The sequence below is a fragment of the Candidatus Leptofilum sp. genome (assembly GCF_965223525.1).
Taxonomy (GTDB): domain Bacteria; phylum Chloroflexota; class Anaerolineae; order Promineifilales; family Promineifilaceae; genus Leptofilum.
Map to the genome: position 1 here is coordinate 2,365,759 of NZ_CBDCWX010000005.1, position 24,837 is coordinate 2,390,595.

Genomic DNA, 24,837 nt, shown 5'->3' on the forward strand with positions numbered 1-24,837 from the left:
ATCTTCCTATTTTTGGAACCGTGTTAGCTCTTCACGCAATCCATCAGCAAATAGATTCAGCCCAATCACCAACGTGGCGATGGCCAGGGCTGGCCACAGCACCGCCCACTGATTGGAAAAGATGTTTTTCCGTGCTTCGTTGACCATATTTCCCCAATCTGGGTCTGGCGGGGGCAGCCCCAACCCAAGGAAGCCAAGGGTGCCGATGGCAAAGATAGCATACCCAACGCGCAGCATGGCATCTACCAAAATGGGACCACGGGCATTGGGCAAGATTTCGCGGAACATGATAAACCAGACGTTTTCGCCGCGGGTTTCGGCCGCGCGGATATAGTCACGGGTTTTAATGTCGAGTGCCAAGCTACGCACCAGTCTAGCAATCCCCGGCGCACCAGTGATAGAGATGGCAAAAATCATGACCAAATCCCCTTGCCCCAGTGCAGCAATCACAACCAGATAAAGAACGATCACCGGAAAGGCTATCAAGGCGTCTAGGAATTGCATGATGATCTGATCCCACCAGCCACCCCGATACCCAGCATTGAGTCCAAGCACTGAGCCTAACAGCAGGGAGCCGAGAACGCCCCAAATGGCGACGCCGCCGGGAATGGCAATGCCGCTGTCGCCAGGCAGGCGGGTTTTTAGCAAGATGACCTGAGTGCCTTGCATAAGGCGAGATAAAATGTCTCGGCCAAGGTGATCGGTGCCTAAAATGTTGGTGCTATTAGGCGGAAGATTTTGTACAAAATCGGATGAGTTGGGTTCATACGGGGTCCAAAAGAGCGAGATGAAGCCGAGGAGTACCCAAAATAGGACGATGAACATGCCAACGGTTGCCACGCGAGACTCAAAAACAATGGAGATACTTTGCCATATTTTTTGCCAGCGAGACGGCCGTTCTGCTTTTGGCGTTGGTTGTGCGACTGCCATGATTGTATTCTCCTCTGTTATGCGTAGCGAATTCTGGGGTTCAGGAAGGTGTAGGCCAAGTCACCTAACAGGCGGGTAGATACTGCTAAGCCGACGGTAATCATGGCCGCTGCTTCTACGGCATTAAAATCACCAAAAATGGCTGCGTTATAGATGTAACTGCCCAGGCCAGGAAAGCCAAAAATCACCTCCACCACAACCACCCCGCCAACCAGGTAATTAACATGCAGCATAATAATCGTGATCGGTGCCATGAGCGCGTTCCGCACCGCGTGGCGCAAAACCACCCGTCGGTAGGGCATCCCTTTGATGATGGCGGTACGAATGTAAGCAGTATTCATCACTTCTACCATGCTGGCGCGGGTCATCCGAGCAATGTAGCCTAGCTCAACGGCCGTTAACGTCAGCACAGGTAAGGCAAGTAAGGTGGGGTCTTCAAAAATAGCGTCAGCACTGGTGAAAATGGCCACCGCCTTAAAAGGCGAATCTGGCCAAACGTTCCTCAACCAGATGCCCAGGGTGATGATTAAAAATATTCCGGTGACAAACTCCGGCGTGGCTGTAGCGCCCAGGCTGGTTATAGAAATCAGCCTGTCTACAAACTTTCCTTCATTGATGCCCGCAATTATCCCCAGAACCAGCGCCAGCGGCATCACCACAATGAAGGCGACGCCAGCGAGAACGGCCGTGTTCCGAACACGCGGCCACAAAATGGAAGAAACAGGCCGCCCAAACTGCAGCGATTCACCCGCGTCGCCGCGCAGCAACCCCTTCCGCAGCGGAATGTATTGTTGCGGGCCATCACCCTCGCGCCGGAAGCCTGCCGTAGTACGCACCCACACTTCAGCACCTTCACCACGCACCCACTTCACCGCGCTATTGTTGGTGCTAACGCCCCAAAAGAAATCGTTGCCCGTTTCCGGGTCAACTTGCCACACGTCCCCCGCTGGTTGGCGGTCAGATGAGCCATCTTCTTGCCTCACCAGAGCAATCAGCTCCCCGTCTTCCAGCTCCCACCGCAGCAGCTCGCCATCTACCTCCGCCCACCATTCAGGCTCGTCATTTTGCGGATTTGGCACAGTCACCAGGTCGTAGCCAACCTCCCGTTCCGCCCGCCAATCGCTGCCGACGGCCCAATCAATGTAACGTCGCCAAGCAGGAGCGTCTAGCCCCAGTTGCGCCCGGTAAGATGCCCGCTGCTCGGCCGTTGATTCGATGCCTAGAATTTTGACGGTAATGTCGCCAGAACCGACCTCGATCATAAAAAAAAGCGCAGCTGATACCAAAATCATGGTCACAAATGTTGAGATGACGCTTCGGGCCAAAAAACGAGCCATTTTCTTTTTCCTTTGCTACGAACGTGAGATAAGGTGAAAGAAAAGTGTCGGCTCAACTGAGCCGACACTTTTGAACTAAAAAGGGTTATTCATCAATCCAAACATCGTAGAGCAAATCGTACGCAGTTGGGTGAGCCTGGATGTTTTGGAATTTCTCGTGGGTGATGTTCCATACGTTCTTCCAGAAGCTGTTGCCAATGGGGCCGCGATCCTGCATGATCTGCTCAATATCGGCCATGATAGCACGACGAGCCTCCACATCCAGCGTTCCCTCTGCCTGACGCAGCAACGTTTCAAACTCTTCATCAGCCCAGCGTGTTTCATTCCATTCACCAATCGAAGCTGCAATGTAGGCTAATGGCAGAACCATTGTGTCCAACGGCCGATGCGTCCAGGAGGTGATGCCCAGATCAACTTCCGTCCAGCGATCCCAGTAGCCACCGGGTTCCGTAATGTCCAGGGTGATGTCGAAGCCAGCGTCAGCAGCCGACTCTTTGAGTGCCTGTGCCAGTTCCGGCTCGTTCTGATCATTCTTGGTAGCCAAATTCACTTTCAGCGGCAGTTCGATGCCATTTTCAGCAGCGTACTCTTCCAGCAGAGCGCGGGCACCGGCGGGATCATACTCGGGAATGGGCAGATCGGCGTAGGCGGGATGGATAGGCGCCACATGGGCATCAATGGAAAGGTCACCTTCACCGAAGTAGGCCAGCTGCAAATTCTTGCTGCGGTCTTGGGACATCTTCAACGCCGTGCGAACACGATTGTCGCTCCACGGCTCCAGGTCAACGCGCATACGCAGGATGAGGCATTGGGCGGTGCTGGCGGAGTAGGTTGCTAAACCGGGTACATCTTTCAACGCTTGCCAATCGCTGGGGCGTGGATCATACAAGGAATCTACCTGGCCAGACTGTAAGGCGGCCACACCGGCATCTTTGTCTGTAGAAACGTAGATGATTTCATCAAGGTAGGGCAGCGGCGAACCATCTTCGCCCATGCGCCAATAATCTTCACGCCGCTTGAGGACGGCACGTTCACCCTCGGCATACTCTTCTAACAAGAAGGCACCTGTGCCAACAGGCTGCTGAACGATGTCACCCTCAAAGTCGCGGTGCAAAATAATGGCTGGATAGTGGAATAGATGCTCTGGCACGCCAATGTTGGGGGATTGCAGATGTAGGCGGATATGGTAATCATCAACCATCTCAACATCTTCCATACCATTAAGGTAAGAAAGCAGACCGGCCATCGAGGAGCCAATATCTGGATTGAGCCATTCGCCAAAGGTAAACATAACGTCTTCGGCCGTCATCTCGTCGCCATTGTTGAACTTGACGCCTTGCTTAAGGTAAAGGTCCCACACATCTACAGTATCGTTAGCTTCCCAACGGTCTAGCAGGTAGGGGCGGGTGATGTTGTCGGAACCAGTCTCGGTGAGATATTCGCCGATTTGGCGGACAATGTTGGCACCTTCTACCCAGGAGAGGCGGGCAGGGTGGTCCAAGAGCTGAAGCTGCATGGATTTTGTGAAAGTGCCGCCCCGTTTAATGCTGGAAACGGCCGTTTCTTCCCCACCGCTATCCGTGCTGCTGTCGTCGGTGCTGCTATCAGAATCGTCGGAATCATCAGTGTCAGCGGCCGGCTCATCTGCTGCGCCACCGCCGCAGGCTGCAGCAAAAGTGGCTACACCCGCAGACATGCCCAACAAGGTAGCAAACCGAATAAATTCGCGGCGACTAATGCGCCCTTGTTCCAATTGCTCATATGCATTAGGAATTGCTACATGGATTTCTTCCATCTCTTTCTTTGAGATTTGAGGTTTATTCACGGTTCTCCTCCAAGAACTTGATGGTTTTGTATGTAAGCTGGCTGATAGGTATTGGCGATGCTTCAGCCATTTCAGGCAGTCAGGTACATACGGTAAACCAGCTTTTCCGATAAATCAGGGGTATTCAATTTTTGTTTAGGTTCACCTCCTTATCTACAGATTTACTACTTTGGAAGTGTTAATACGAGATTGTTTCTTTATAGAAATGCGATGGTATGATGGGGCATGAATTTAGGTTGGGTAGACGGCTAGCTGATTGGAGGGAAAATTGCAAGGACGCGTGGTATACATGTAAATGTTTGCCATATTTGCTAGCAAGGTTGTAAGCAAATTGCGGTAACTAAGTGTTGAGTGATTTTCTTGAATTCTATTTTTTATTGAGAAAGCGTGTTTTTCTTCCCGAATATGTCGCCAAAGATAATAGCATGAGATTGGTTTGCTGCCAAATGTTTAATATATCACTGATATATCAAGCGGTAGATGTTATGTTAACTGAAAAATGGAATTTGATGTAGACTTATGATTCGGAAACAAAAGATACAGATGTCCGTGTTGGGTGTACTGGTGTTGTGGTTGGTCGGATGCACACAAGGTGTGGCTACACGGCCGTTACCCACGCTCATCCCCTCCAACACGCCACTTCCTGCAACGGACACTGCCCAACCAACGATTGTTGCTACATTTACGGCCGTACCAACAGTCGAAGTTGAAATTGCGGCAACCGCTACGCCGTTTCCTACTATAACTGCTGTGCCAACTTCAACACCGTTACCAGGATTACATTTAAGCGGGCCAGATGATTTTGGCACTGAGCGCAACCCGTTAACTGGAGAAATTGTGGCTGAACCGGAGAATTTGCTCAGACGGCCGTTAGCCATCAAAGTGTCCAACAGCCCGCCTCAATACGCCCGTCCACAACATGGCCTTAGCCAAGCAGACTTGGTGTTTGAACACGTAACGGAGACCGACATTACCCGCTTTACCGCCATTTTTTACAGCCAGACACCGCCAGACATTGGCCCAGTACGCAGTGCGCGTCTCATAGACAAGGAGTTACCTGCCATGTATGATGCCGCGCTGGCAATGTCTGGCGCGCATCCCGTTGTGTCGCAGCGACTGCATGGCTCAGACATTGGTGACCGCATTTTGCGCTCGCACGAGACAGGCTTTTACCGCACCGGGGACGATAAACCGTGGGAACATACGCTCCATGCCGACCCGGCTGGTTTGTGGCAAGCGATTGCCGCTCACGAGGAAGATCGCCCACCCCAATTTACGGCCTGGATGACATTTGCCACCGCACCCCTACCAGGCGGTGAACCCGCCGCTCGCGTTACCGTGGCGTATGATACGTACACTTTGGTTGAGTGGGTTTACAATGCAGCAGACGGCCGTTACTATCGCTGGGCCGATGGAGAGCCGACGATTGACGCCAACAATGGCCAACAAATTACGGCCGCCAATGTGATTTTGCTCACGGCTATCCATGAAATAGACCGTTCTATCTGCCTAACGCACAGCAACGGCGTTTGCTCAGATTGGCCAATTGAGATTCAGATTTGGGGGCAGGGGGAGGCAATTTTATTGCGGGATGGCAAGCAGTATCCCGTAACTTGGCTGCGCCAAAACCGCAGCGATCTGTTCACCTTTGTGGATGCGAATGGCAATCCGGTGCCGCTGCAAATTGGCAATAGCTGGTTTCAGGTGTTGCCCCATTATTACGTCAATCCCGTCACTATCTTGCCTAATTAGCCCATTTAGATAATGTCTTCAAAGATTTCGCAGATTACAAAGATTATGGCTCATGGGTAAAAAGTGTGCATCAATGTGACAGTCACTTCAAAAGTGACTGTCACATAAAGGCAATTCGCACACATTTCATAGATGAGCCAAGATTATAATCTGCGAAAATTATCTTTCCTCCAGTGGCATCCAAGCCCGATCCAACGTACCAGTGTAGCGTGATTGGGGACGGATGAGACGGCCGTACTCGATTTGTTCAAAGCAGTGAGCCAGCCAGCCAGCCGTGCGCCCAACGGCAAACGTGGGGGTGAAAATGTCTGTGTCCAGACCCAGACCGTGTAGCAGCAGTGCGGTGTAAAATTCCACGTTGGTTTGCAGGTTCCGCCCTGGTTTGTGAATGGCCAGCAGGCGAACGGCCGTTTCTTCCACTGATTTTGCCAACTCATACAGTGCCATATCTCCATCGGCTCGGAACATCTTCTCTGCGGCTGCGCCCAACACTTCGGCACGCGGGTCGCGCACTTTGTAAACGCGATGGCCAAAGCCCATCAGCCGTTCGCCGGCGTCTAGCTTTGCTTGCAGCACGGCTTCTGCGCGCTCAGCGCTACCGATTTCAAACACGGTATCTAATGCTGGGCCGGGTGCACCGCCGTGCAGCGGCCCTTTTAATGCGCCAATGGCCCCGGCAATGGCCGAAACCAAGTCAGATTGTGTAGCGACGATGACCCGCGCCGCAAACGTGGACGCGTTCAAGCCGTGATCAACGACGGTGTTGAGGTACGTTTCCAGGCCGCGCACGCGGGCGTTGCTGGGAACATCGCCTGTGAGCATATAAAGAAAATTAGCCGCGTGGCCTAAGGATGGGTTGGGGGCAATGGGTGCTTTGCCTTGCTGCAAACAGTGGTAGTTGGCCACAATCGTGGCCACACGCGCCACGATAATTTTGGCAGTTGTGTGATGAGCGGCATCACTGTTACCTAAATCAAGCGTGGCTGCTGCCATGCGGAGCGCATCCATTGGGGTGCTGTTGGCTTTGGCGGCTTCGTGTAGCAAATTTAGAGTAACCGGGGGCAACGGCCGATAGTCAGCCAGCTCCTGTTTGAATTTGTCTAGTTCAGTTTGTGTGGGGAGACGGCCGTTCCACAACAAAAAAGTGGTCTCTTCAAAAGTGGCGTTGGCTGCCAGCCGAGCTAGCGGGAATCCAGCGATGATTAGCTCGCCCTTGAGGCCATCTACGTGGCTCAGTTCCGTTTCGGCCGCGACAATCCCCTCTAAGCCAGGAGAGAATCCGTTATTTTTTGACATGTTGACTCCTCTTGAGTGAACCTCCCGCGGGTTCGGTCTTAAATGACACCTGCTGATGGAACCTGCGGGAGGTTGCTTATTGACAAATTTTTTGATTTTTGTATGCTTCATTTTAATGGTTGATTGACGTCTGTCAACATTGATTGGAAAATCAATATAGGGTGGTTTTTGATGAAATTGGTTGATTTTTTGCAGGCAGCGACGCGGATACGGCCGTACATTCACCACACCCCTCTCATTCGCAGCAATTTTTTGAGTGAACAAACGGGCGGCGATGTGTGGCTGAAGCTGGAAAATCAGCAGCCAACCGGCTCGTTTAAGGTGCGCGGTGCGTTGAACAAACTGAGCCGGCTAAGTGAAGCAGAGAGGGCGCGAGGGATTGTGGCGGCATCAGCAGGCAACCACGCATTGGGCGTGGCTCATGCGGCAGGGTCACTGGGGCTGCCCCAGGTAGACATTTTTGTGCCAGAAACCGCGCCAGACGCGAAGCTAAAAAAACTGCGCCGCTTTCCTATTCAACTACATCTGGTCGGGCAAACGTATGAGGATGCCCATCAGGCCGCTGTTAATTTTGCCGCCCAGACGGGCGCAGTGGAGATTGCAGCTTATGATGATTTCGACGTAATTGCTGGGCAAGGCACGGTCGGTGTAGAAATTATGAATGATTTGCCAGCGGTGGAGCTGATTTTGGTGCCAGTAGGTGGAGGTGGTTTGGTGAGTGGGGTGGCAACGGCCGTTCACCACATCAACCCAACCTGCCACATTATGGGCGTGCAGCCGGAAGCTAGCCCAGCCGCGCAGCTCAGTTTTGCTCAGGGCCAGGCCATTGATCCCTATGACCACGAACCGACTATTGCCGATGGCTTGGCGGGCGGTTTTGGCGTGAAGCCATTTGCGTTGCTGCGCCAAAATCCGCCAGAAATCACGCTGGTAAGTGAGTTGCAAATTCGGCAAGCGATTTTGGCTCTCTTAGCAGAGCACCAGTTGGTCATCGAGCCGTCGGGGGCAACGGCCGTTGCGCCATTGCTTTCTGGGTTGGTGGATGTGCGGGGGGAAACGGCCGTCTGTCTGCTCACCGGCGGCAATTTAGCCATGAATTTGCTGCGCGAAATAATTACTCAATTACCCAATTACAATAATTGAGTAATAGTAATTAGGAAATTGGGTAATTGAGATGACAAACGACACTTTCATGAGCGCCAAAGAAGCGGCCACTGCGTTGGAAATTACGTTGCCGACGCTGTACGCTTACGTCAGCCGGGGACTGATTCGCTCGGAGCCAGGGGCGGGCAAGAGCCGGGTGCGGCTGTATGCACGAGCAGATGTGGAGGCGTTGCTGGCACGGAAGGCGCTGCGACAAAATCCAGCGCAAGCGGCTGAAACAGCACTCTATTTTGGCACGCCTGTGCTGGCTTCGGCCGTCACTTTGATTGAAGATGGCCGTTTCTTTTACCGAGGCCACGATGTGATTGAGCTGGCGCAAGCGACTGGCTTTGAGTCTGTGGCGTCCTTGCTTTGGCGAGATTCTCTGACGGCGGATGATCTGTTTCCCCCTGAAATTCCAGCTAGCCTGGCACAACGCATGGCTGAGATTCAGCCAATTTTGGAACCGCTGCCGCTTTTTGAGCGGTTTCAGGTGGCGTTGCCGCTGTTAGCAGGGCATGATTTGGCAGCGTTTGATCTGGCTGAAACGGCCGTGGCTCAAACCGGAGCGCGCCTGCTGCATCTGCTAACTTGGGCTGCCACTGGGGAACGGCCGCAAGCGAGTTTGGTAGCATCCTTGCAGCAGGCATGGGCAGCACACAACCAACCCATCCAAAAGATATTCAACATTGCGCTTATTTTGTGTGCCGACCATGAGCTAAACGTCTCTGCGTTTACGGCACGGGTGGTGGCTTCAACCCAGGCGAATCCATACGCGGTGGTGCAGGCGGGCTTGGCGGCGTTGCAAGGGGCGCGGCACGGCGGCCACACGGAGCGTGTGATGGCCTTCCTGCGCGAGGCTGGCTCTGTGGCTGGGGTGCGCCCGGCGGTGGCGGCACGGCTGCGATGCGGTGAGCGTATCCCTAGCTTCGGTCATCCGATTTACCCCAATGGCGATCCGCGTGGGCAACTGCTGCTGGATTTGGTGATGGGGGAATTTGGTGGGGGAACGGCCGTTTCCATTGTGCAAGAGCTAATCCAGGTGATGGCTGAAGCCACCGGGCAGCTACCAACCATTGATTTGGGACTGGCGGCTTTGGCAGAAGCGGCTGGGTTGCCAGAGGGCGCGCCATTAGCCCTGTTTGCCCTGGGCCGCACCGCAGGCTGGCTGGGCCAGGCCATCGAGCAATACAAAGAAGACCAGCTTATCCGCCCCCGCGCCCGCTATGTGGGCAAACGGCCTGAATGATTTTTGCCACAGAGAACACAGAGGAAAAAGAGAAAAATCTCTGTGCCCTCTGTGGCTAATCCTAAAATGACGGAATGGTTATTGACGAATGGCAACTGATCTGTCCATAATGCGACCATGTTTGCCTCTTTGCGACGTGTGATTTTGCCGGTAACGGCCGTACTTTGCCTCATCATTGGGCTGTTTTGGCTTTGGTTCTGGTATGAATTTAGCCTGAAGTGGGCGTTGGCTGGCACGCTGCCAGAGCTGGGGGATACGGCCGTGGTTTTTTATGGCAGCGGCGTGGCCGAGCTTGGCTTTCTCGCATTTGGCTGGCTACTGCTGGCGATTATTTTGTACGTCCTTCATCGCCGCTGGCGCAAAGACCCCAAAAAGCTTGAGAATTAATTCCAAATTGAATATACTTTTCCCTAGTGGCGTTAAAATTCGTTGTTGGGGAAGCTGCTGCCAGTTTTAGTCTGTTGCCCAAATTGATGAAATGCCCAATTTTATAATTTTGACTACAAGATGGGTAAAAATTTGTAACCCACACGTAGTATTGCGATTTGCAAAGTGTTATTATGTCAACCGCAATGCTTAAACAGTCTGGGAAGTGACTTTCCAAAATGTGGCAAGGAGTTCTTCCGGACTGTAGTAGTCACATAACCAGTCCGCGAGGGGAAAAATGAAGCTAAAATTGTCCATTTTGCTGTTAGGCTTGTTGTTTGTTGTTGCCTGTGCGAGCGATCCAGTCGAAGTAACGCGCGTCGTGGAAAACGATGTTGAAGTGACAAGATTTGTTGAAGTGACGCGCGAAGTGGAGAAAGAGATCGAGGTTACTCGCGAAATTGAAGTCCCTGTAGAAATTACATCAGAGGTTGAGGTAACTAGAATTGTGGAGGTGGAAGTTGAGGTAACGGCCGTTCCTACCCAAACACCAACGGCCTTGCCAACGAATACACCGGCTCCGACTACATCTAGTCCGAACACATCAGCACCACCGCCCGCAGCAGAACCCAATTTAGAAGAAACGTTATTGAATACGATGGTGCAAACCCGCACAAATATGCAAAACTTTGGCGGGATGATTGACACTGCGTTGAACAGTGGCGGCATTAGCTGCCAGGCGGTTGTAGAAACGTACGACAATGTTGTTTTAGCCCCAACATTTGATGTGAGTGGTGCCAGCCCTGTCGTCCAAAATGCCTATGCCTCTTACCGAGCGGCCATTGATGTATTTGGCAATGGTACCAGAGATATGGCAGAAAATTGCCGTACAGCAATCACGAATAATTCTGGTACGTCAATTGGCTTTCAGCAATGGGGATTGGCGAGACAAGAAGTAAATTCTGCAGTTGATATTATTCATCCCGCCATCCAAAGTTTGGGCGGCGAATAGAAAAGTTGACCAAGTTGATTTAAATTCTCCGGAAGCTGTACTTATTCAAGTTTAGTTTCCGGGGAATTGGGTTTAGGCTTGCAAGAAAGCAAGCATTGCGTTGTTTACCTCTTCTGGCGCTTCGTTTTGCACCCAATGGTTGCTGTGCGGTATGTAATGCCGCTGGATGTTGGGTACCCACTTCTCTAAATCCTCTGTGAGAGCACGGCTGAGGGCAAAATCTTGCTCGCCCCAAATCAGAAGCGTCGGTGTAGAAATGAGATTGGCTTTGTTGGCTGGCGGGTAGCGGAGCGCACGATACCAGTTGATCATGCTACTCATGGCGCGAGGTTGGCTCATAGCAACGGCCATCATTTCTACATCATCATCACTGAACGCTTCTCGTTGGGCAGTCATTTTCTGGAAAGATTGGCGGGCTGTTTGGTATGGGCTGAGGGTTAAAGCCAGCTCTGGCAGCATGGGTAGCTGGAAAAAAAGCATATACCATGATTTTAGCCGTTGTGCCCACCCTTTGCGGAACTCGCGCCCCAATGCTTTGGGGTGGGGGGCGTTCATGATAATGAGTTTCTCAGCCATTTTTGGGTAGTTGGCGGCAAATTGCCAACCAACACTGCCACCCCAGTCGTGGGCAATGATGACGGCCGTTTCCCGACCCAGTGCCTCAATTAAATTGGCTACATCTTTCGTGAGGGCATCGAGGCGGTACGGCCGTATGTCCCGTGGTTTGCTGCTGCGATTGTACCCTCGCTGGTCAGGCGCCACTACGCGATAGCCAGCCTGCGCCAACACCGGAATTTGCTTGCGCCAGGAGGCCCAATGCTCCGGGAAACCGTGCAGAAGAATAGCCAACGGCCCGTCCTCTGGGCCAGCCAGCAATGTATGCAATACGATCCCATCTGCATCAAGAAAATAGCAGTTGGCGTTCAAGCCCGGATGGGCAGCATTTAGTTTATCCACCGCTCTTGCCGTCAGCGTGTCGGTTTTGCGGGCAATTTTTGCGAGTTGCTGGTTGTGAAGAAATAAGGCTGAACCAAGCAGCCCCACGCCAATAATCCATTTTTTACTTTTAGACATACACAGACGATCCTTTTTTATTGGATCATACTGCGTTTAGATGGGATTTCAAGCCAGTCAGATAGGGCATAGGGGGATTGTATTTTGATCTTAATGTTTTTACCCATCATTTCCATACTTGTACAAATTGACCTAATTTGCCCTTGACAAATCAGGCATTCTTTAGTATTCTCACAAAACCGTGAACGTTCACGGGAGCGCTCACAAGTATGGAAGAGCACGTAAGGAAGAGGAGGAAAATTGGATGAGTAGCACCTCTGTTTTAGCCACCCGTTCTGAGCATAGCCGTTTGACCAGATGGCGGCGTGCATGGATTAACCGAGAAACGGCCGCAGCCTGGATATTCCTCCTGCCTAGTTTAATTGGCTTTATTGCCTTCTACGCAGTGCCGGCTGTTAGAGCCGTCAGTATTAGCTTCACAGATTGGGATCTTCTGACTGACCCACAAAATATCGGCCTGGAAAATTACACCCGCTTGTTCCAAGATGAAGATTTCTGGCAGTCGCTTCGAGTCACCTTCGCTTACGTCCTCTTCAACATTCCCATTCAAACAGCCATTGCTTTAGTTATCGCCGTACTGATGGATCGCTTTACCAAGTCCATTATTGTGCGAGGCATTATGATTGTGCCCTGGCTCATGCCAAATGTTGTGGTGGGGTTACTTTGGCTTTGGTTGCTCGATCCGTCGCTTGGCATTGTCAATGTATTTATTGAATGGCTTGGCTTCTCTAGCGTGCCGTTCTTAACAGGCACCGATTTTGCCCTGCCTTCAATTGCAGGCATCAATATCTGGCGGCACATGGGGTATACCGCGCTGTTGATATTTGCCGGGCTTCAAGCAATTCCCGGCAGCGTTTATGAAGCTGCCGCCATTGACGGGGCTTCTGAATTACGGACGTTTTGGAGCATCACTATTCCACTGCTACGTCCTGTACTCGTTTTTGTACTGGTTACTTCCATTATTGGTTCCTTCCAAATTTTTGATACGGTCGCCATCACCACCGAGGGTGGCCCAGTAAATGCGACGGAAGTTTTGAACTGGTTCATTTATGAACATGCGTTTGTCAGGTTCAACATGGGGTACGCTACTACGATTTCGGTTGTACTTTTCCTGATTCTCATCGTCGTTAGCGTTGTGCAAATGCGTATTATGCGGGCAGATGAATCTGATTTCTAAACGTAAATTTATGGAGGAATATTGTCATGGCAAACACAACAACTGTAATTGAACGGCCGCAAGCTGGCTTTAACTGGGGACGGCTGTTTACGGGTCTTCTACTGGCATTAATCATTTTTGTTACCTTATTCCCGTTCTGGTGGGTGATTCGAACTGGCTTAACCAACTCCAGGCTCGTTTTTACCGACACCAGTTCATTGCTGCCGGTCGGGGCTACACTGGATAATTTCATGCGGGTTTTGGGGCTGGTGGATACGGAAACGGCCGTTGCCGCTGGAGGCTCCGGTCAATCTATAAACTTTTTCCTGTTTTTACGCAACTCTATTATCGTATCAACCATTATTGCCGTTGTGCAGGTCTTCTTTAGTTCGTCAGCCGCCTACGCCTTTGCTCGGCTTAAATTTCCCTTCCGTGACCAACTGTTCTTCCTTTACATCTCTGCACTGATGGTTCCAGCCATCGTTACCCTTATTCCTAACTTTATCCTCATGCGTCAACTGGAATGGCTGAACACCTTTGCTGGTGTGGTAGCCCCTTACGTACTCATGACGCCCTTTGCAGTCTTCTTCCTCCGACAATTTTATTTAGGAGTTAACCGAGAAATCGAAGAAGCCGCCAAAATTGACGGTGCCAACATCTTCTCTATTTACTGGCGGGTGATTCTGCCGATTAGCCGCCCACCTTTAATCACTTTAGGGATCATCACCTTTATCCAATCATGGAATGAATACCTGTGGCCGCTAATTGTGGGTAAGGATGAAGGCGTGCGCGTATTAACTGTGGCTCTGGGCGTTTTCCGTTCCCAAACGCCGCAGGGAGCACCGGATTGGAGCGGCCTTATGGCTGGCACAACGCTCGCCATTATTCCCACCCTCATCTTGTTCTTCATTTTGGGGCGACGCGTGTTGGATTCAATTCAATTTACTGGTTTCAAGTAATTGGCAGACAGTCAATTATTATGAACGGGAAATTTTACATTCCCAGGCATTTCAAATTTCTTAACCAAGGAGAAGAAAACATGAAAGATGCAAAACGATTTTATTGGTTCATTTTGGCCGCACTGTTGGTAATTACGCTGGTGGCCTGTGGCGGTGAAACCGACAGCGACACGGCCGATTCTGGCGAAGACACGGCAGCCAGCAGCGAAGATGCGGACGGCGGTGGCGGGGAAGAGGTAATGGACGTCACCATTCGCTACGCGCTGTGGGACGCTAACCAACTTCCTGCTTACGAACAGTGTGCTGCCGACTTCATGGCTGCTAATCCAAACATCACCATTGATATTTCCCAAAGCGGTTGGGGCGATTACTGGAATGACATTCAGACAGGCATGGTAGCCGGAACTGCCCCAGATGTCTTTACCAACCACCTGGCTAAATACCCTGAGTTTGCTTCCAAGAACCAGTTAATTGACATTCAGCCATTTGTGGAGGCTGACGGGGTTGACCTAAGTGTCTATCTTGGCGATCTAGCACTGCTGTGGACGCGAGATGGCGCTCGTTTTGGCTTGCCAAAAGATTGGGACACAATTGCTATTATTTACAACAAAGAGATGTTGGATGCGGCAGGTGTTACTGTAGATGAGCTGAACAACGCAACCTGGAACCCGGAAGACGGCGGTACGTTTGAAGAAATCATGGCTAAATTGACGCTGGATGCCAATGGCAACAATGGCCTCAGCCCGGACTTTGACAGAGACAGTGTAGCTCAGTACGGTTTTGTAACTGCCTACGACGATGGTGGTGGCGCTTACGGGCAGACACAATGGAGCTATTTGGCAGCAAGCACTGGTTTCAGCTTTATTGATGACCTGTATGCGACTGAATACCATTATGATGATCCGCGCTTCGTTGCCACGATGGATTGGTACCAGAACATGATTACCGAGAATGGGTATAGCGCACCTTTTGAAGAGGTTGCCAGCTTGGGTGGCCAAGCTATCTTCAATTCTGGGCAAGCGGCACTCATTTCTGATGGTTCCTGGATGATTGGAACCTATAACAATGATGCCAACTTTGAATTTGGCTTTGCTCACTTGCCTGCTGGCCCAGAGGGCCGCAAGAGCATGTTCAACGGTTTGGCCGATTCCATTTGGGCCGGCACGGAACATCCTGAAGAAGCGTGGGAGTGGGTGAAATACCTGGCTTCACCTGAATGTGCCAATACAGTTGGTGAGTTTGGTGTGGTGTTCCCGGCTCAGGCAGATGCCGTTGATTTGGCCCTGGCTACCTATGAATCGCGCGGTCTGGATGTTTCTGCATTCACGGAGCAAGCATTAGACGAAAACGGTACTTTCTTGTTCCCGGTTACCGACAATGCCTCTGAAATTTCTTCTATTATGACGGAAACAGTTCAATCAATTTTGTTGGGTGACGCTGAACCCGCAGACATTTTGCCTGTTGCAAATGCTGAGGTGAATGATTTGTTTGAGTAGTTTCTAGTTTACTCTTTCATCAATAATGGTTTAATGCGCCGCCTCAAGCGTAAACCAGAGAGGGCGCATTAAACCACAACTTAACAGTATGATGTTTCGTCGTTTGTTTGGGGTGGTATTGGTATTCGTTTTAGGTTTCATGTGGTGGCAAATTGGCTGTAGTGGCTCGTCTGATTCATTGCCCTATTTGCCGGTAAACAGAACGACCATGCCGCTGCCTGACACGGCCGTTTGCAGTGGTCGTTTTGTTAGCCATACCCTACCTTACACGACGGTCATTGCCAGTGACACGGTGGAGATGTTTGACAGCAACGGAGCCGGGCTGGCGGTGAATGATTTAGACAACGACGGTGATTTAGACATTGTGTTGGCCAATTTAGCCGGGCCAAACACTATTTTGTGGAATAACGGCCGTTTACAATTTCAACCACAGTCGCTAAGTCATGGCAATTCTAGGGCAGTGAGCACCGTTGATTTGGATGGTGATGGCTGGTTGGAAATTGCCTTTACCACCCGGACAGGCAGCATTACCGTTTGGCCCAACGAGAACGGCCGCTTCACAGAACATACCACGTTGCCCGGTGTTGCTCATCCGGCTTATGTGATGAGCTGGGGTGATCTGGACGCCGACGGCGACCTGGACTTGGTAACCGGCTCCTATGATGCTGGCCTGGAAAAAGATTTCGGCGATGGGTTTTTATTTGGGGACGGCGGCGGCGTTTTTGTCTACGAAAACCAAGATGGTGCCTTTAGTCCTACTCAATTAGCAGATGCGTCGCAGGCATTGGCGTTGTTGCTAGTAGATTTGAATGAAGACGGCCGTTTAGATATTTGGGTTGGCAATGATTTTGCCGTTCAAGATATGGTGTGGCTGCAAACGGAAGATGGCTGGGAAACAAGCGCCCCGTTTACCGCCACCACCCACAGCACCATGAGCTTTGACTCGGCAGATATTAACAACGATGGCCGTCAGGAATTATTGGCCACCGATATGAAACCGTACCAATCCAGCAGCGAGATCTTGGCCCAATGGCAGCCGGTCATGGACATGATGATGCACGGCGAAGTCGAAGGCGACCCTCAGGTGATGGAAAATGTGGTGCAGGTGATGGATGAAGACGGCCGTTTCCAAAACCAGGCAGCTCCCCTCGGAATTACCGCCACCGGCTGGAGTTGGTCAGCCAAATTTGGTGATTTAGACCAGGATGGCTACACCGATTTGTACGTGGTCAACGGCATGGCAGCAGCCGAGCTATTTAGTCATCTGCCCGAAAATGAGCTGGTAGAGGAAAATCAGGTCTTTCGCAACCAGGGCGGGCACACCTTTGCCCCGATGCCAGCGTGGTCGCTTAACAGCACAGACGGCGGGCGCAGCATGACCATGGCAGACATGGATCATGATGGTGATTTAGACATTATCGTAAATAATTTGTTGGCCCCAGCGCAAATTTTTGAAAACCAACTGTGTGAAGGCACATCACTGTTGCTTAATTTAACCTGGCGTGGCACGCAAAACCGGAATGCCGTTGGCACGGTTGCGACATTGGTCACCAGTAACGGCCGTTTTTTACGCGAACTCCGCAGCAACAGCGGCTATCTTTCTGGTGATCCCACCCAGCTACATTTTGGCTTTCCGCAAGGAACTGAACTGCAACAGTTAGAGATCACCTGGCCAGATGGGGAACAGTCAATTCTAAGCGATCTTTCTGCCCATACGATTGTGACGGTGGAACGGCCGTAACTTACCCAAAGCCAAACGTTACCAATAAAAATCAGATCACACATAACATTTCATCCTTCAAAACAAGGGAGAGATTTCACCATGCCCAAAATTACATTTATTGGAGCTGGCAGCACAATTTTTGCCAAACGCCTACTTGTAGATATTCTCACATTTCCTGAACTGACAGACGCAACTATATTCTTGCACGACATAGACGAAAAGCGGTTGGAAACCTCAACATTGGTTGCTCACAAGGTTGTCCAAGCGTGCAATGCCGCCGCAACCATACACAGCAGCACCAATCGGCGCGAAGCTCTGGATGGAGCTAACTACGTCATTACGATGATTCAGGTGGCTGGTTATAAACCCGGCACCGTGATCGATTTTGAAATTCCAAAGAAATATGGCCTATACCAAACCATAGCCGACACCTTAGGCATTGGTGGCATTATGCGTGGCTTGCGTACCATCCCTGTTTTGCTAGACATTTGCCGCGATATGGAGGAACTGTGCCCAGATGCCCTGCTGCTGCAATATGTTAACCCCATGGTCATGAACTGCTGGGCAATCAATATAGCCACCTCCATCAAAACGGTGGGACTGTGCCACAGCGTACCCCATACGGCCCAATATTTAGCGACGGATCTGAAAATACCGTATGAAGAGATGAACTACCTAGTAGCAGGAATTAACCATGTTGCTTTTTTCCTCAAATTGGAACATCAGGGGAAAGATTTGTACCCGCAGCTTCGGGCCTTTGCCAAAAACGAAGATGCGCCCATTCGGCGACGTGGCATGGTAGATGCCGTTCGGTATGAAGTTTTCCAACGGCTAGGTTATTTTGTTACAGAGTCAAGCGAACATTTTGCCGAATACGTTCCCTGGTTTATTAAGCGGGGCCGCCCCGACCTGTTGACAAAGTTCAATATTCCGCTGGACGAATATATTAACCGTTGCGAACGTCAAATTAGCGAGTGGGATGCGCTACGGGAAAAATTGCTCACTGAAGAGACAACATTGGACATGCAGCGAAGTGCTGAGTATGGTTCTTTGATTATTCACAGCATGGAAACTGGCCAACCGCGAACCATTTACGGCAATGTACCAAACGCAAACCTAATAACAAATTTGCCATCAGAGGTGCCGGTTGAATTGCCCTGCCTAGTGGATAAAAACGGCATTCAGCCAACGCACATTGGCGAGCTTCCCCCTCAACTCGCCGCTTTGATGCAAACAAATATCAATGTACATCGCTTAACGGTGGAAGCCGCCCTCACGCAAAAGCGTGAGCATATTTACCATGCAGCCATGCTAGACCCGCACACGGCCGCAGAGCTAGACCTTGTGCAAATTCATTCAATGGTGGATGAGCTAATTGAAGCACATGGTTGCTGGTTGCCAACTTATCAGTAGCGAGTGATTTTTACGAATTTTCGCGTAAACTTAAGTGATTGGGTACACGCTTTTTGACCAGACCAAATTATAAAAGTCCAACGGTAATTTGCCATGAATCCCATTTTAGAGTTTGCCATTGTTGGTATCCCTTTAAGCAGACCAGAGATTGTTAACTTCTTAGTGCCGCCCCAGCCAGAGGTGCGTGGGCAGCCACTGTACATTGTAGGGCAACGGCCGTCTGCCGCTGCTGAGGCGAAATGGGTGCAACATTTATCAGAAACGGCCGTTCCGACGATTACTGACCTGCTCATGATAGATAATCCGCATGGGCATCTGGTGCAAACCACCACAGACCGGCTAGTACCAGTTGAGTTTTTAGCAGAACCAAATTTCCTCACCAGAGCCTTAGGCGGCTGGGTTGCCAACTACTTTGCGGTAATTGGCAATGAACCATCACGCAACGGCAATGACCCGCTGCTTCGCAAGGCAGAAATCTTACAGAGGCACGGCCAGACAATTCGCTACTTTGGTGCAGATCCGCAGCAGGTTGCCAGCCGCCTCTTTGCAGAAATTGGTTTGACAGAAACGGCTGTTGCCCAAACCTTTTGCCAGCTTCACGCAACCCGCCAGCAAATGATTGGGGAACCACCAACAATACAAAAACGCATGGCCTATGTTGATCACCTGTACGCCGAGCTCGTTGAAGGGCGCTTCTTGGGTACTGTCAATCTACCGCCGGTTCCCAGCACGATTCTCATTGATGAGCTTATTGGGCAAATGGTAAAACTGGAACTGCAACGACGTACGGCCGTTGCCAACCGCAATCACCAAACTACTGACGCCATCGCAGCCTGGCAGCAAAAGCATCGGCAAAGCACTGGCCTGCAGCTGATGCTCAAGGGGGAATACATTGTTGGGCGACACCGCCGCAGCACCGTCCTGATTGCGCCAGAATTGGGCATCGTGGTTAAACAACCTGCCCCAGAACCATTTCATGAAATTGAATTGGGGGCTAAAATAGCCCTGGGTCGCCCAGAAAATTGGCCCTACATTACTGAAGATGGTGCCCTGGTAACTGCGCGTGGCCGCTTGCGCCTCATTCTGGAAGAAAACCTGGTGCCGCGCATCAGCAAGGCGTTTAATTACAATATGCAATTCTCGGCACTCACGGGGCTTACCATTGAAGCATTTGTGCGTGGCAGCACGGTGCAAGATACCGTGTTGGCTGATCACAGTCGTCTAACGGCCGCGCTTTACGAAGAAATTGTGCTACACCAGCAGGTATGCGAGCAGCTTGGCATTGAAAATGGCGATTGGCACGCGCCCAACTTTATTGTGCGCCAGCCAGACGGCGCGATTGTGCATGTGGATTGGGGAGCCGCACGACCGCTGCGGCCAGATGAGTACACGCCAGAAGGTGAAAAAGCACGGCTAAACCAAGTGAGCAACATGGCTTTTTCTTTTAAAAATGAGACGTTAGCCGCTCGCTTAAAGCAATTGCACCACGATTTAACCAGTAGCAATGCGCGCATGTCCAGATTACGCAATCTTGCACGCATACTGGCTGGTAAACATTCTTAGGCTGAGGAAAGATGAGTCAATTTGATCCGACAGAACATCCCCACCGACGTTTTAACCCGCTGATTGATGAATGGGTTCAGGTGTCGCCGCATCGCATGAAACGGCCGTGGCAAGGCCAAGTAGAAAAAGCGCCACCAGACAACCGCCCTGCTTACGACCCAAACTGCTACCTGTGCCCCGGGAACGGCCGTGCGAGCGGCCACACCAATACAAATTACACAGAGACATTCGTCTTCCCCAACGACTTTGCCGCCTTGCTAACGGACGTTCCGCCTGCGGGCGAACCTGCCCACCCACTGCTGCAAACGCAGGCAGTGCAGGGTGAGTGCAGGGTGGTTTGCTTCTCACCCCGGCACGACCTGACGCTGCCAGAAATGAGCTTGCCAGAAATTCGTGGTGTTATAGACACTTGGGCGGCGCAATTTGTTGAACTCGGCCAAACCTATCGCTGGGTGCAGGTCTTTGAAAACAAGGGAGCCGTCATGGGCTGCTCTAACCCGCACCCGCATGGCCAAATTTGGGCATTAGACGCACTGCCCAATGAGCCAGCGGCTGAAGAAAAGGCCCAGAAGCGGTATTTTGCAGAGAACGGCCGTCCGCTTCTGGTGGATTATGTAAACTTAGAACTGGCGCAGCAAAAACGTGTCGTGGTGCAAAACGAGCATTGGCTGGCCGTCGTGCCCTATTGGGCGGTGTGGCCCTTTGAGCTGCTGTTGCTACCCCGCCGCCATATCCTCCGCTTCCCTGATCTCACCAACGACGAGCGGGATTCGCTGGCTGACATTCTCAAAAAAATGCTCACCAAATACGATAACCTTTTTGAAACTTCATTCCCTTACTCGATGGGTTGGCATGGCGCACCGTTCACCCCCACCAAAACCCCAGAGGTTTCAATAGGCGACGAGTCTGAAGACTCCCAAGCAAAACCTCCGGGGTTTGACGCGAATGAACATTGGCAACTACACGCCCACTTTTATCCGCCGCTGCTGCGTTCAGCTACCGTGAAAAAATTCCTTGTTGGCTACGAATTGCTCAGCGAAGCCCAGCGAGATCTGACGGCCGAACAAGCCGCAGACCGCCTCCGCGACCTGCCGGATATTCACTACAAGACGATCGGATAATGAATACTACTGGTCAATTTCACTCCGTTGTTGATCTAATCATTCCAATAACTTACAAGTTGTCCATTACTGTTATAGAGTGCCCCGTCATCTTTGTCGCTATTGCTCCATATATTTCCAGAACCAGTATATGGGTAAGTTTGTTGAGCACCTGGGCCGAGAACACCGCCAATTCCTTGATGGAGTTGATTACCCTTAATGCTACACATTTGCCATCCATTTAGATCAATTGCTTCGTTACTAACATTCATTAGCGTGACCGTTTCATCAGAATCATTGATATTAGTGATTCTAACTGGAAAATTTGGTGCAATTGATGCGTTTGGATCTGCTTGGCAATTATTGAATGAGGGTGGTGGAAGCGATGGACCCGCTGGAACTTCTGTTGGCGGAATTGTAGGAGCTTCGGTGGGAGTAACTGGTGCAACTGTAGGTACTAAAGTAGGCACTGTTGTCGGTATTTCTGTGGGTGCCTGGGTAGGTACGGCCGTTGGCACAACAATGGCCGTGGATGTAGGTGGAATTTGTGTGTTTGTTGGCATAGCAGTGTTGGTAGGAGTTTCTGTTGGATCGTTAGTGGCTGTGGGTTCGAGTGTTACTGTCAATGTTGCAGTAGAGGATGCTGTTGGCTCTTCGGTAGGTGATGCAGCCGATGTCGGCGTTTGGCTTGGCAATTCTTCTTCATCAGCTACAGCACTTGATGTGGGCGAGTCGCTTTCTGAGATTCCAGCTGGATTTTCAGAATCTAATCTAGAAGAAATTGCAGGTAAGTCATCGCCGGTCCCCTCCGAAGCCTGAGAATTACTGACAAGTGTTATCCCCAAACCACATGAACAAAACAAAATCAGTATTGTTGAACAACCAAGCCCAATCTTCCCAGCTAAATTGCTTTTGGAAAACAAGTGTGCATACCACTTCCCGAACCTGGAAAAAAGGGATTTCAAGCTGCGAGTAATGTTCATAAGATTCTCCCAAACTACCTTGGATTGGCACAATAAGACGAGTAAATTTGCGGACTATCTTATAACTTAAATATCTATTCTTAAATCATGACTTATGAAGTTTATCTGGCTCCAAAGCCCCAAATACCTTATGAAGAAAAAATCAAGTTTACAAGAACAAGTTTCTGTAGAGTTCCAGAATAAATTCGGCACTGCGCCGCCGTTGCTGGTGCAAGCCCCAGGCCGGGTCAATCTCATTGGGGAGCATACAGATTACAACGATGGCTTTGTATTGCCAATGGCCATAGACCGGGGCATTTGGCTAGCTTTACAGCCGCGCGAGGATGATCAGGTGGCAGTGCATTCGCTCGATTTTGGCGAAACGGCCGTTTTCCACCTCAACAATCTGCAACAAACACAATCTGGCTGGGCGGAATACCCCAAGGGCGTCGCCTGGGCCTTGCAAGAAAACGGTTATGCCCTGCGCGGCTGGGAAGGTGTGCTGGCGGGCAATGTTCCCAAAGGGGCTGGTCTCTCTTCCTCAGCCGCGCTAGAGCTGGCGACGGCGCGCGCGTTTCAGCAACTATCTGGCTTTTCTTGGGATGCCGTACAAATGGCCAAATTAAGCCAGCTTGCCGAAAACAAATGGGTTGGCATGAACTGTGGCATTATGGATCAGATGATTTCTGCTGCCGGAGAAGCAGGCCATGCGCTGCTCATTGATTGCCGCAGTCTGGAAACCCAATTAGTGCCGCTACCCCCAGCGCCGGACGGGTCAGGAACGGCCGTTGTCATTCTAGACACCACCACCCGGCGAGGCTTGGTAGATTCTGCCTACAATGAACGGCGCCAGCAGTGCGAAGCCGCCGCTGCCTACTTTGGTGTCCCCACCTTGCGGGATGTCTCCATTAGCAAATTTTTGGCCGAAGCAGACAATCTGGAGCCGCTGACGCGCCGCCGCGCCAAGCATGTGATCACCGAGAATTTACGCACGCTCAACGCCGCCAAAGCGATGCAAAATGCAGATGCACCGCTGCTGGGCCAATTGATGAATGAGAGCCATATCAGTATGCGAGATGATTTTGAAATTACCAACGATGAGTTGAACGTTATGGCCGAGGCTGCCCAAGCCCAGCCTTGCTGTTTCGGTGCGCGCATGACCGGTGGCGGCTTTGCCGGGTGTGCCGTGGCGTTGGTTCATGAAGAGATGGTTGCTGATTTTGTAACGGCCGTTTCCCAAAAATACCAGCAGCAAACCAACCTCAGCCCCAAAATTTACGTCTGCCAACCCAGCCCCGGAGCTTCTGTTGTTTCCCAGCCAAATTGATAGCGGTTCTGCAAGATTCAGCGTGTAAAACCAGTAGTCAGTGATCAGTAGGCTAGTAATCAGTAGAGGCTTTCACTACTGGCCACTGTTTACTGAAAACTGAATACTGATGAAACAAGGAGATTACCTACATGAAAATTCTAGTAACCGGTGGGGCAGGCTACATCGGCAGCATTACCGTGGAGCGTCTCATCAAATCGGGCGCAGAAGTAGTGGTTTTTGACAATTTGTACCAGGGTCACCGGGATGCGGTTCATCCCGATGCCGTGTTCATTCAAGGTGATTTGGCAGACAAGGCGGCGGTTGAGGCAGCTATTTCCACCCACAAACCAGACGGCATCATGCACTTTGCTTCTTACACACTCGTGGGCGAGTCTGTTGAGAAACCATTCCTCTACCTGCGTGATAACATCGTCAACGGGCTAAATCTGATTGAAACGGCCGTTGCTCATGGTGTCAAAGGGTTCATCCTCTCTTCCACTGCCAATCTGTTTGATGATCCAGAACGCATGCCCATTGACGAAGAAGAGCGCATTGTCCCCGGCAGTCCATACGGCGAATCTAAATTCATTTTAGAGCGGTATCTGCATTGGATGGATCACCTGTACGATATGCGCTACTGTTGTTTGCGTTACTTCAACGCCTGCGGCGCTACCGAAACGCGCGGCGAAGACCACGATCCGGAGACCCATCTAATTCCCCTGGTGCTAGAAGTTGCGCTCGGTCAGCGCGACAAAATCGTTATTTTTGGCGATGATTACGACACGCCAGACGGTACCTGCGTCCGCGACTACATTCATGTGGTTGACCTGGCTGAGGCCCACATTTTGGCCATGCGTGAAATCTTGAATGGGGGACACAGCCGCAAGTACAATTTGGGAAACGGCCGTGGTTTCAGCGTCAAGCAAGTCATTGATACAGCGCGCGCCGTCACCGGCCACGCAATCCCCGCCGAAATCGGCCCCCGCCGCCCTGGCGACCCAGATATCCTCATCGCCAGCAGCGAAACAATTAACCATGAACTTGATTGGAAGCCCATCTACCCTGACCTACGCCAAATTATCGAAATGGCCTGGCAGTGGCATGTTGCCAATCCGCGCGGCTACGAGAAATAGTACTTGATAAAAAGCAAGAATGGGACTTACGCAATTGCG

Annotated in this window: 20 protein-coding genes; 14 read left to right on the forward strand and 6 right to left on the reverse strand. The window is 51.1% G+C overall.

The window, feature by feature from the left end:
• Positions 1-6 precede the first annotated feature (6 nt).
• The 3 genes from ACOQPM_RS15810 to ACOQPM_RS15820 form a co-directional block, all read right to left on the reverse strand.
• Positions 7-930, reverse strand: a complete 924-nt coding sequence (locus tag ACOQPM_RS15810; RefSeq protein ID WP_420630234.1) for an ABC transporter permease — start codon at positions 928-930, stop codon at positions 7-9.
• 17 nt (positions 931-947) lie between these two features.
• Positions 948-2,267, reverse strand: coding sequence for an ABC transporter permease (locus ACOQPM_RS15815; protein ID WP_420630235.1), 1,320 nt, complete (start codon positions 2,265-2,267; stop codon positions 948-950).
• Between the two features lie 85 nt (positions 2,268-2,352).
• Positions 2,353-4,092 (reverse strand): ABC transporter substrate-binding protein, encoded by a 1,740-nt coding sequence (locus tag ACOQPM_RS15820; protein ID WP_420630236.1) that lies wholly within the window; start codon positions 4,090-4,092, stop codon positions 2,353-2,355.
• A gap of 519 nt (positions 4,093-4,611) precedes the next feature.
• On the opposite strand from ACOQPM_RS15820, the gene ACOQPM_RS15825 reads away from it, so the two are divergent.
• Positions 4,612-5,844, forward strand: a complete 1,233-nt coding sequence (locus ACOQPM_RS15825; protein WP_420630237.1) for a DUF3048 domain-containing protein — start codon at positions 4,612-4,614, stop codon at positions 5,842-5,844.
• A gap of 159 nt (positions 5,845-6,003) precedes the next feature.
• On the opposite strand, the gene ACOQPM_RS15830 is transcribed toward ACOQPM_RS15825, so the two are convergent.
• Positions 6,004-7,140: a citrate synthase/methylcitrate synthase gene (locus ACOQPM_RS15830; protein WP_420630238.1), complete on the reverse strand. Its 1,137-nt coding sequence runs from the start codon at positions 7,138-7,140 to the stop codon at positions 6,004-6,006.
• A 171-nt stretch (positions 7,141-7,311) separates the two neighbouring features.
• Here ACOQPM_RS15830 and ACOQPM_RS15835 point away from each other — a divergent pair, with 171 nt between their 5' ends.
• From ACOQPM_RS15835 to ACOQPM_RS15850, 4 genes are all read left to right on the forward strand, one after another.
• Complete coding sequence (locus ACOQPM_RS15835) at positions 7,312-8,283, forward strand: threonine ammonia-lyase (protein ID WP_420630239.1); 972 nt, start codon at positions 7,312-7,314, stop codon at positions 8,281-8,283.
• Positions 8,284-8,314: 31 nt separating this feature from the next.
• A complete protein-coding gene (locus tag ACOQPM_RS15840; protein ID WP_420630240.1) occupies positions 8,315-9,532 on the forward strand; it encodes a citrate synthase family protein in 1,218 nt (405 codons plus the stop codon).
• Between the two features lie 117 nt (positions 9,533-9,649).
• A complete protein-coding gene (locus ACOQPM_RS15845) occupies positions 9,650-9,919 on the forward strand; it encodes a hypothetical protein (RefSeq protein WP_420630241.1) in 270 nt (89 codons plus the stop codon).
• Positions 9,920-10,196: 277 nt separating this feature from the next.
• The gene (locus ACOQPM_RS15850; RefSeq protein ID WP_420630242.1) at positions 10,197-10,910 is read left to right on the forward strand and encodes a hypothetical protein; all 714 of its coding nucleotides are present in this window, start codon (positions 10,197-10,199) and stop codon (positions 10,908-10,910) included.
• A gap of 72 nt (positions 10,911-10,982) precedes the next feature.
• On the opposite strand, the gene ACOQPM_RS15855 is transcribed toward ACOQPM_RS15850, so the two are convergent.
• Positions 10,983-11,984, reverse strand: a complete 1,002-nt coding sequence (locus ACOQPM_RS15855; RefSeq protein WP_420630243.1) for an alpha/beta fold hydrolase — start codon at positions 11,982-11,984, stop codon at positions 10,983-10,985.
• A gap of 244 nt (positions 11,985-12,228) precedes the next feature.
• On the opposite strand from ACOQPM_RS15855, the gene ACOQPM_RS15860 reads away from it, so the two are divergent.
• The 7 genes from ACOQPM_RS15860 (at position 12,229) to ACOQPM_RS15890 (ending at position 21,415) form a co-directional block, all read left to right on the forward strand.
• Entirely contained in the window at positions 12,229-13,161 is a 933-nt protein-coding gene (locus tag ACOQPM_RS15860; protein ID WP_420630244.1) for a carbohydrate ABC transporter permease, read from the forward strand.
• Between the two features lie 26 nt (positions 13,162-13,187).
• Positions 13,188-14,099: a carbohydrate ABC transporter permease gene (locus ACOQPM_RS15865; RefSeq protein WP_420630245.1), complete on the forward strand. Its 912-nt coding sequence runs from the start codon at positions 13,188-13,190 to the stop codon at positions 14,097-14,099.
• Positions 14,100-14,179: 80 nt separating this feature from the next.
• Positions 14,180-15,595 (forward strand): ABC transporter substrate-binding protein, encoded by a 1,416-nt coding sequence (locus ACOQPM_RS15870; RefSeq protein WP_420630246.1) that lies wholly within the window; start codon positions 14,180-14,182, stop codon positions 15,593-15,595.
• A 139-nt stretch (positions 15,596-15,734) separates the two neighbouring features.
• Positions 15,735-17,336 carry a CRTAC1 family protein gene (locus tag ACOQPM_RS15875; protein ID WP_420630247.1) on the forward strand — a complete coding sequence of 534 codons (1,602 nt, stop codon included), beginning with the start codon at positions 15,735-15,737 and terminating at the stop codon, positions 17,334-17,336.
• Between the two features lie 81 nt (positions 17,337-17,417).
• A complete protein-coding gene (locus ACOQPM_RS15880) occupies positions 17,418-18,731 on the forward strand; it encodes an alpha-glucosidase/alpha-galactosidase (protein WP_420630248.1) in 1,314 nt (437 codons plus the stop codon).
• A gap of 93 nt (positions 18,732-18,824) precedes the next feature.
• Positions 18,825-20,294, forward strand: a complete 1,470-nt coding sequence (locus tag ACOQPM_RS15885) for a hypothetical protein (RefSeq protein WP_420630249.1) — start codon at positions 18,825-18,827, stop codon at positions 20,292-20,294.
• A gap of 11 nt (positions 20,295-20,305) precedes the next feature.
• Positions 20,306-21,415, forward strand: a complete 1,110-nt coding sequence (locus tag ACOQPM_RS15890) for a UDP-glucose--hexose-1-phosphate uridylyltransferase (RefSeq protein WP_420630250.1) — start codon at positions 20,306-20,308, stop codon at positions 21,413-21,415.
• 35 nt (positions 21,416-21,450) lie between these two features.
• Here ACOQPM_RS15890 and ACOQPM_RS15895 read toward each other — a convergent pair whose 3' ends face one another.
• The gene (locus ACOQPM_RS15895; RefSeq protein WP_420630251.1) at positions 21,451-22,377 is read right to left on the reverse strand and encodes a hypothetical protein; all 927 of its coding nucleotides are present in this window, start codon (positions 22,375-22,377) and stop codon (positions 21,451-21,453) included.
• Between the two features lie 130 nt (positions 22,378-22,507).
• On the opposite strand from ACOQPM_RS15895, the gene galK reads away from it, so the two are divergent.
• Entirely contained in the window at positions 22,508-23,683 is a 1,176-nt protein-coding gene (galK, locus tag ACOQPM_RS15900) for a galactokinase (RefSeq protein ID WP_420630252.1), read from the forward strand.
• Positions 23,684-23,814: 131 nt separating this feature from the next.
• Positions 23,815-24,798, forward strand: coding sequence for a UDP-glucose 4-epimerase GalE (gene galE / locus ACOQPM_RS15905; protein WP_420630253.1), 984 nt, complete (start codon positions 23,815-23,817; stop codon positions 24,796-24,798).
• Positions 24,799-24,837: the final 39 nt, after the last annotated feature.

What these genes read in the sequence shown, in the direction of transcription:
- ACOQPM_RS15810 (WP_420630234.1), bottom strand. Translation starts at nt 930, where the DNA reads ATGGCAGTCGCACAACCAACGCCAAAAGCAGAACGGCCGTCTCGCTGG.
- ACOQPM_RS15815 (WP_420630235.1), bottom strand. Translation starts at nt 2,267, where the DNA reads ATGGCTCGTTTTTTGGCCCGAAGCGTCATCTCAACATTTGTGACCATG.
- ACOQPM_RS15825 (WP_420630237.1), top strand. Translation starts at nt 4,612, where the DNA reads ATGATTCGGAAACAAAAGATACAGATGTCCGTGTTGGGTGTACTGGTG.
- ACOQPM_RS15830 (WP_420630238.1), bottom strand. Translation starts at nt 7,140, where the DNA reads ATGTCAAAAAATAACGGATTCTCTCCTGGCTTAGAGGGGATTGTCGCG.
- ACOQPM_RS15835 (WP_420630239.1), top strand. Translation starts at nt 7,312, where the DNA reads ATGAAATTGGTTGATTTTTTGCAGGCAGCGACGCGGATACGGCCGTAC.
- ACOQPM_RS15840 (WP_420630240.1), top strand. Translation starts at nt 8,315, where the DNA reads ATGACAAACGACACTTTCATGAGCGCCAAAGAAGCGGCCACTGCGTTG.
- ACOQPM_RS15845 (WP_420630241.1), top strand. Translation starts at nt 9,650, where the DNA reads ATGTTTGCCTCTTTGCGACGTGTGATTTTGCCGGTAACGGCCGTACTT.
- ACOQPM_RS15850 (WP_420630242.1), top strand. Translation starts at nt 10,197, where the DNA reads ATGAAGCTAAAATTGTCCATTTTGCTGTTAGGCTTGTTGTTTGTTGTT.
- ACOQPM_RS15855 (WP_420630243.1), bottom strand. Translation starts at nt 11,984, where the DNA reads ATGTCTAAAAGTAAAAAATGGATTATTGGCGTGGGGCTGCTTGGTTCA.
- ACOQPM_RS15860 (WP_420630244.1), top strand. Translation starts at nt 12,229, where the DNA reads ATGAGTAGCACCTCTGTTTTAGCCACCCGTTCTGAGCATAGCCGTTTG.
- ACOQPM_RS15865 (WP_420630245.1), top strand. Translation starts at nt 13,188, where the DNA reads ATGGCAAACACAACAACTGTAATTGAACGGCCGCAAGCTGGCTTTAAC.
- ACOQPM_RS15870 (WP_420630246.1), top strand. Translation starts at nt 14,180, where the DNA reads ATGAAAGATGCAAAACGATTTTATTGGTTCATTTTGGCCGCACTGTTG.
- ACOQPM_RS15875 (WP_420630247.1), top strand. Translation starts at nt 15,735, where the DNA reads ATGTGGTGGCAAATTGGCTGTAGTGGCTCGTCTGATTCATTGCCCTAT.
- ACOQPM_RS15880 (WP_420630248.1), top strand. Translation starts at nt 17,418, where the DNA reads ATGCCCAAAATTACATTTATTGGAGCTGGCAGCACAATTTTTGCCAAA.
- ACOQPM_RS15885 (WP_420630249.1), top strand. Translation starts at nt 18,825, where the DNA reads ATGAATCCCATTTTAGAGTTTGCCATTGTTGGTATCCCTTTAAGCAGA.
- ACOQPM_RS15890 (WP_420630250.1), top strand. Translation starts at nt 20,306, where the DNA reads ATGAGTCAATTTGATCCGACAGAACATCCCCACCGACGTTTTAACCCG.
- ACOQPM_RS15895 (WP_420630251.1), bottom strand. Translation starts at nt 22,377, where the DNA reads ATGAACATTACTCGCAGCTTGAAATCCCTTTTTTCCAGGTTCGGGAAG.
- galK (WP_420630252.1), top strand. Translation starts at nt 22,508, where the DNA reads ATGAAGAAAAAATCAAGTTTACAAGAACAAGTTTCTGTAGAGTTCCAG.
- galE (WP_420630253.1), top strand. Translation starts at nt 23,815, where the DNA reads ATGAAAATTCTAGTAACCGGTGGGGCAGGCTACATCGGCAGCATTACC.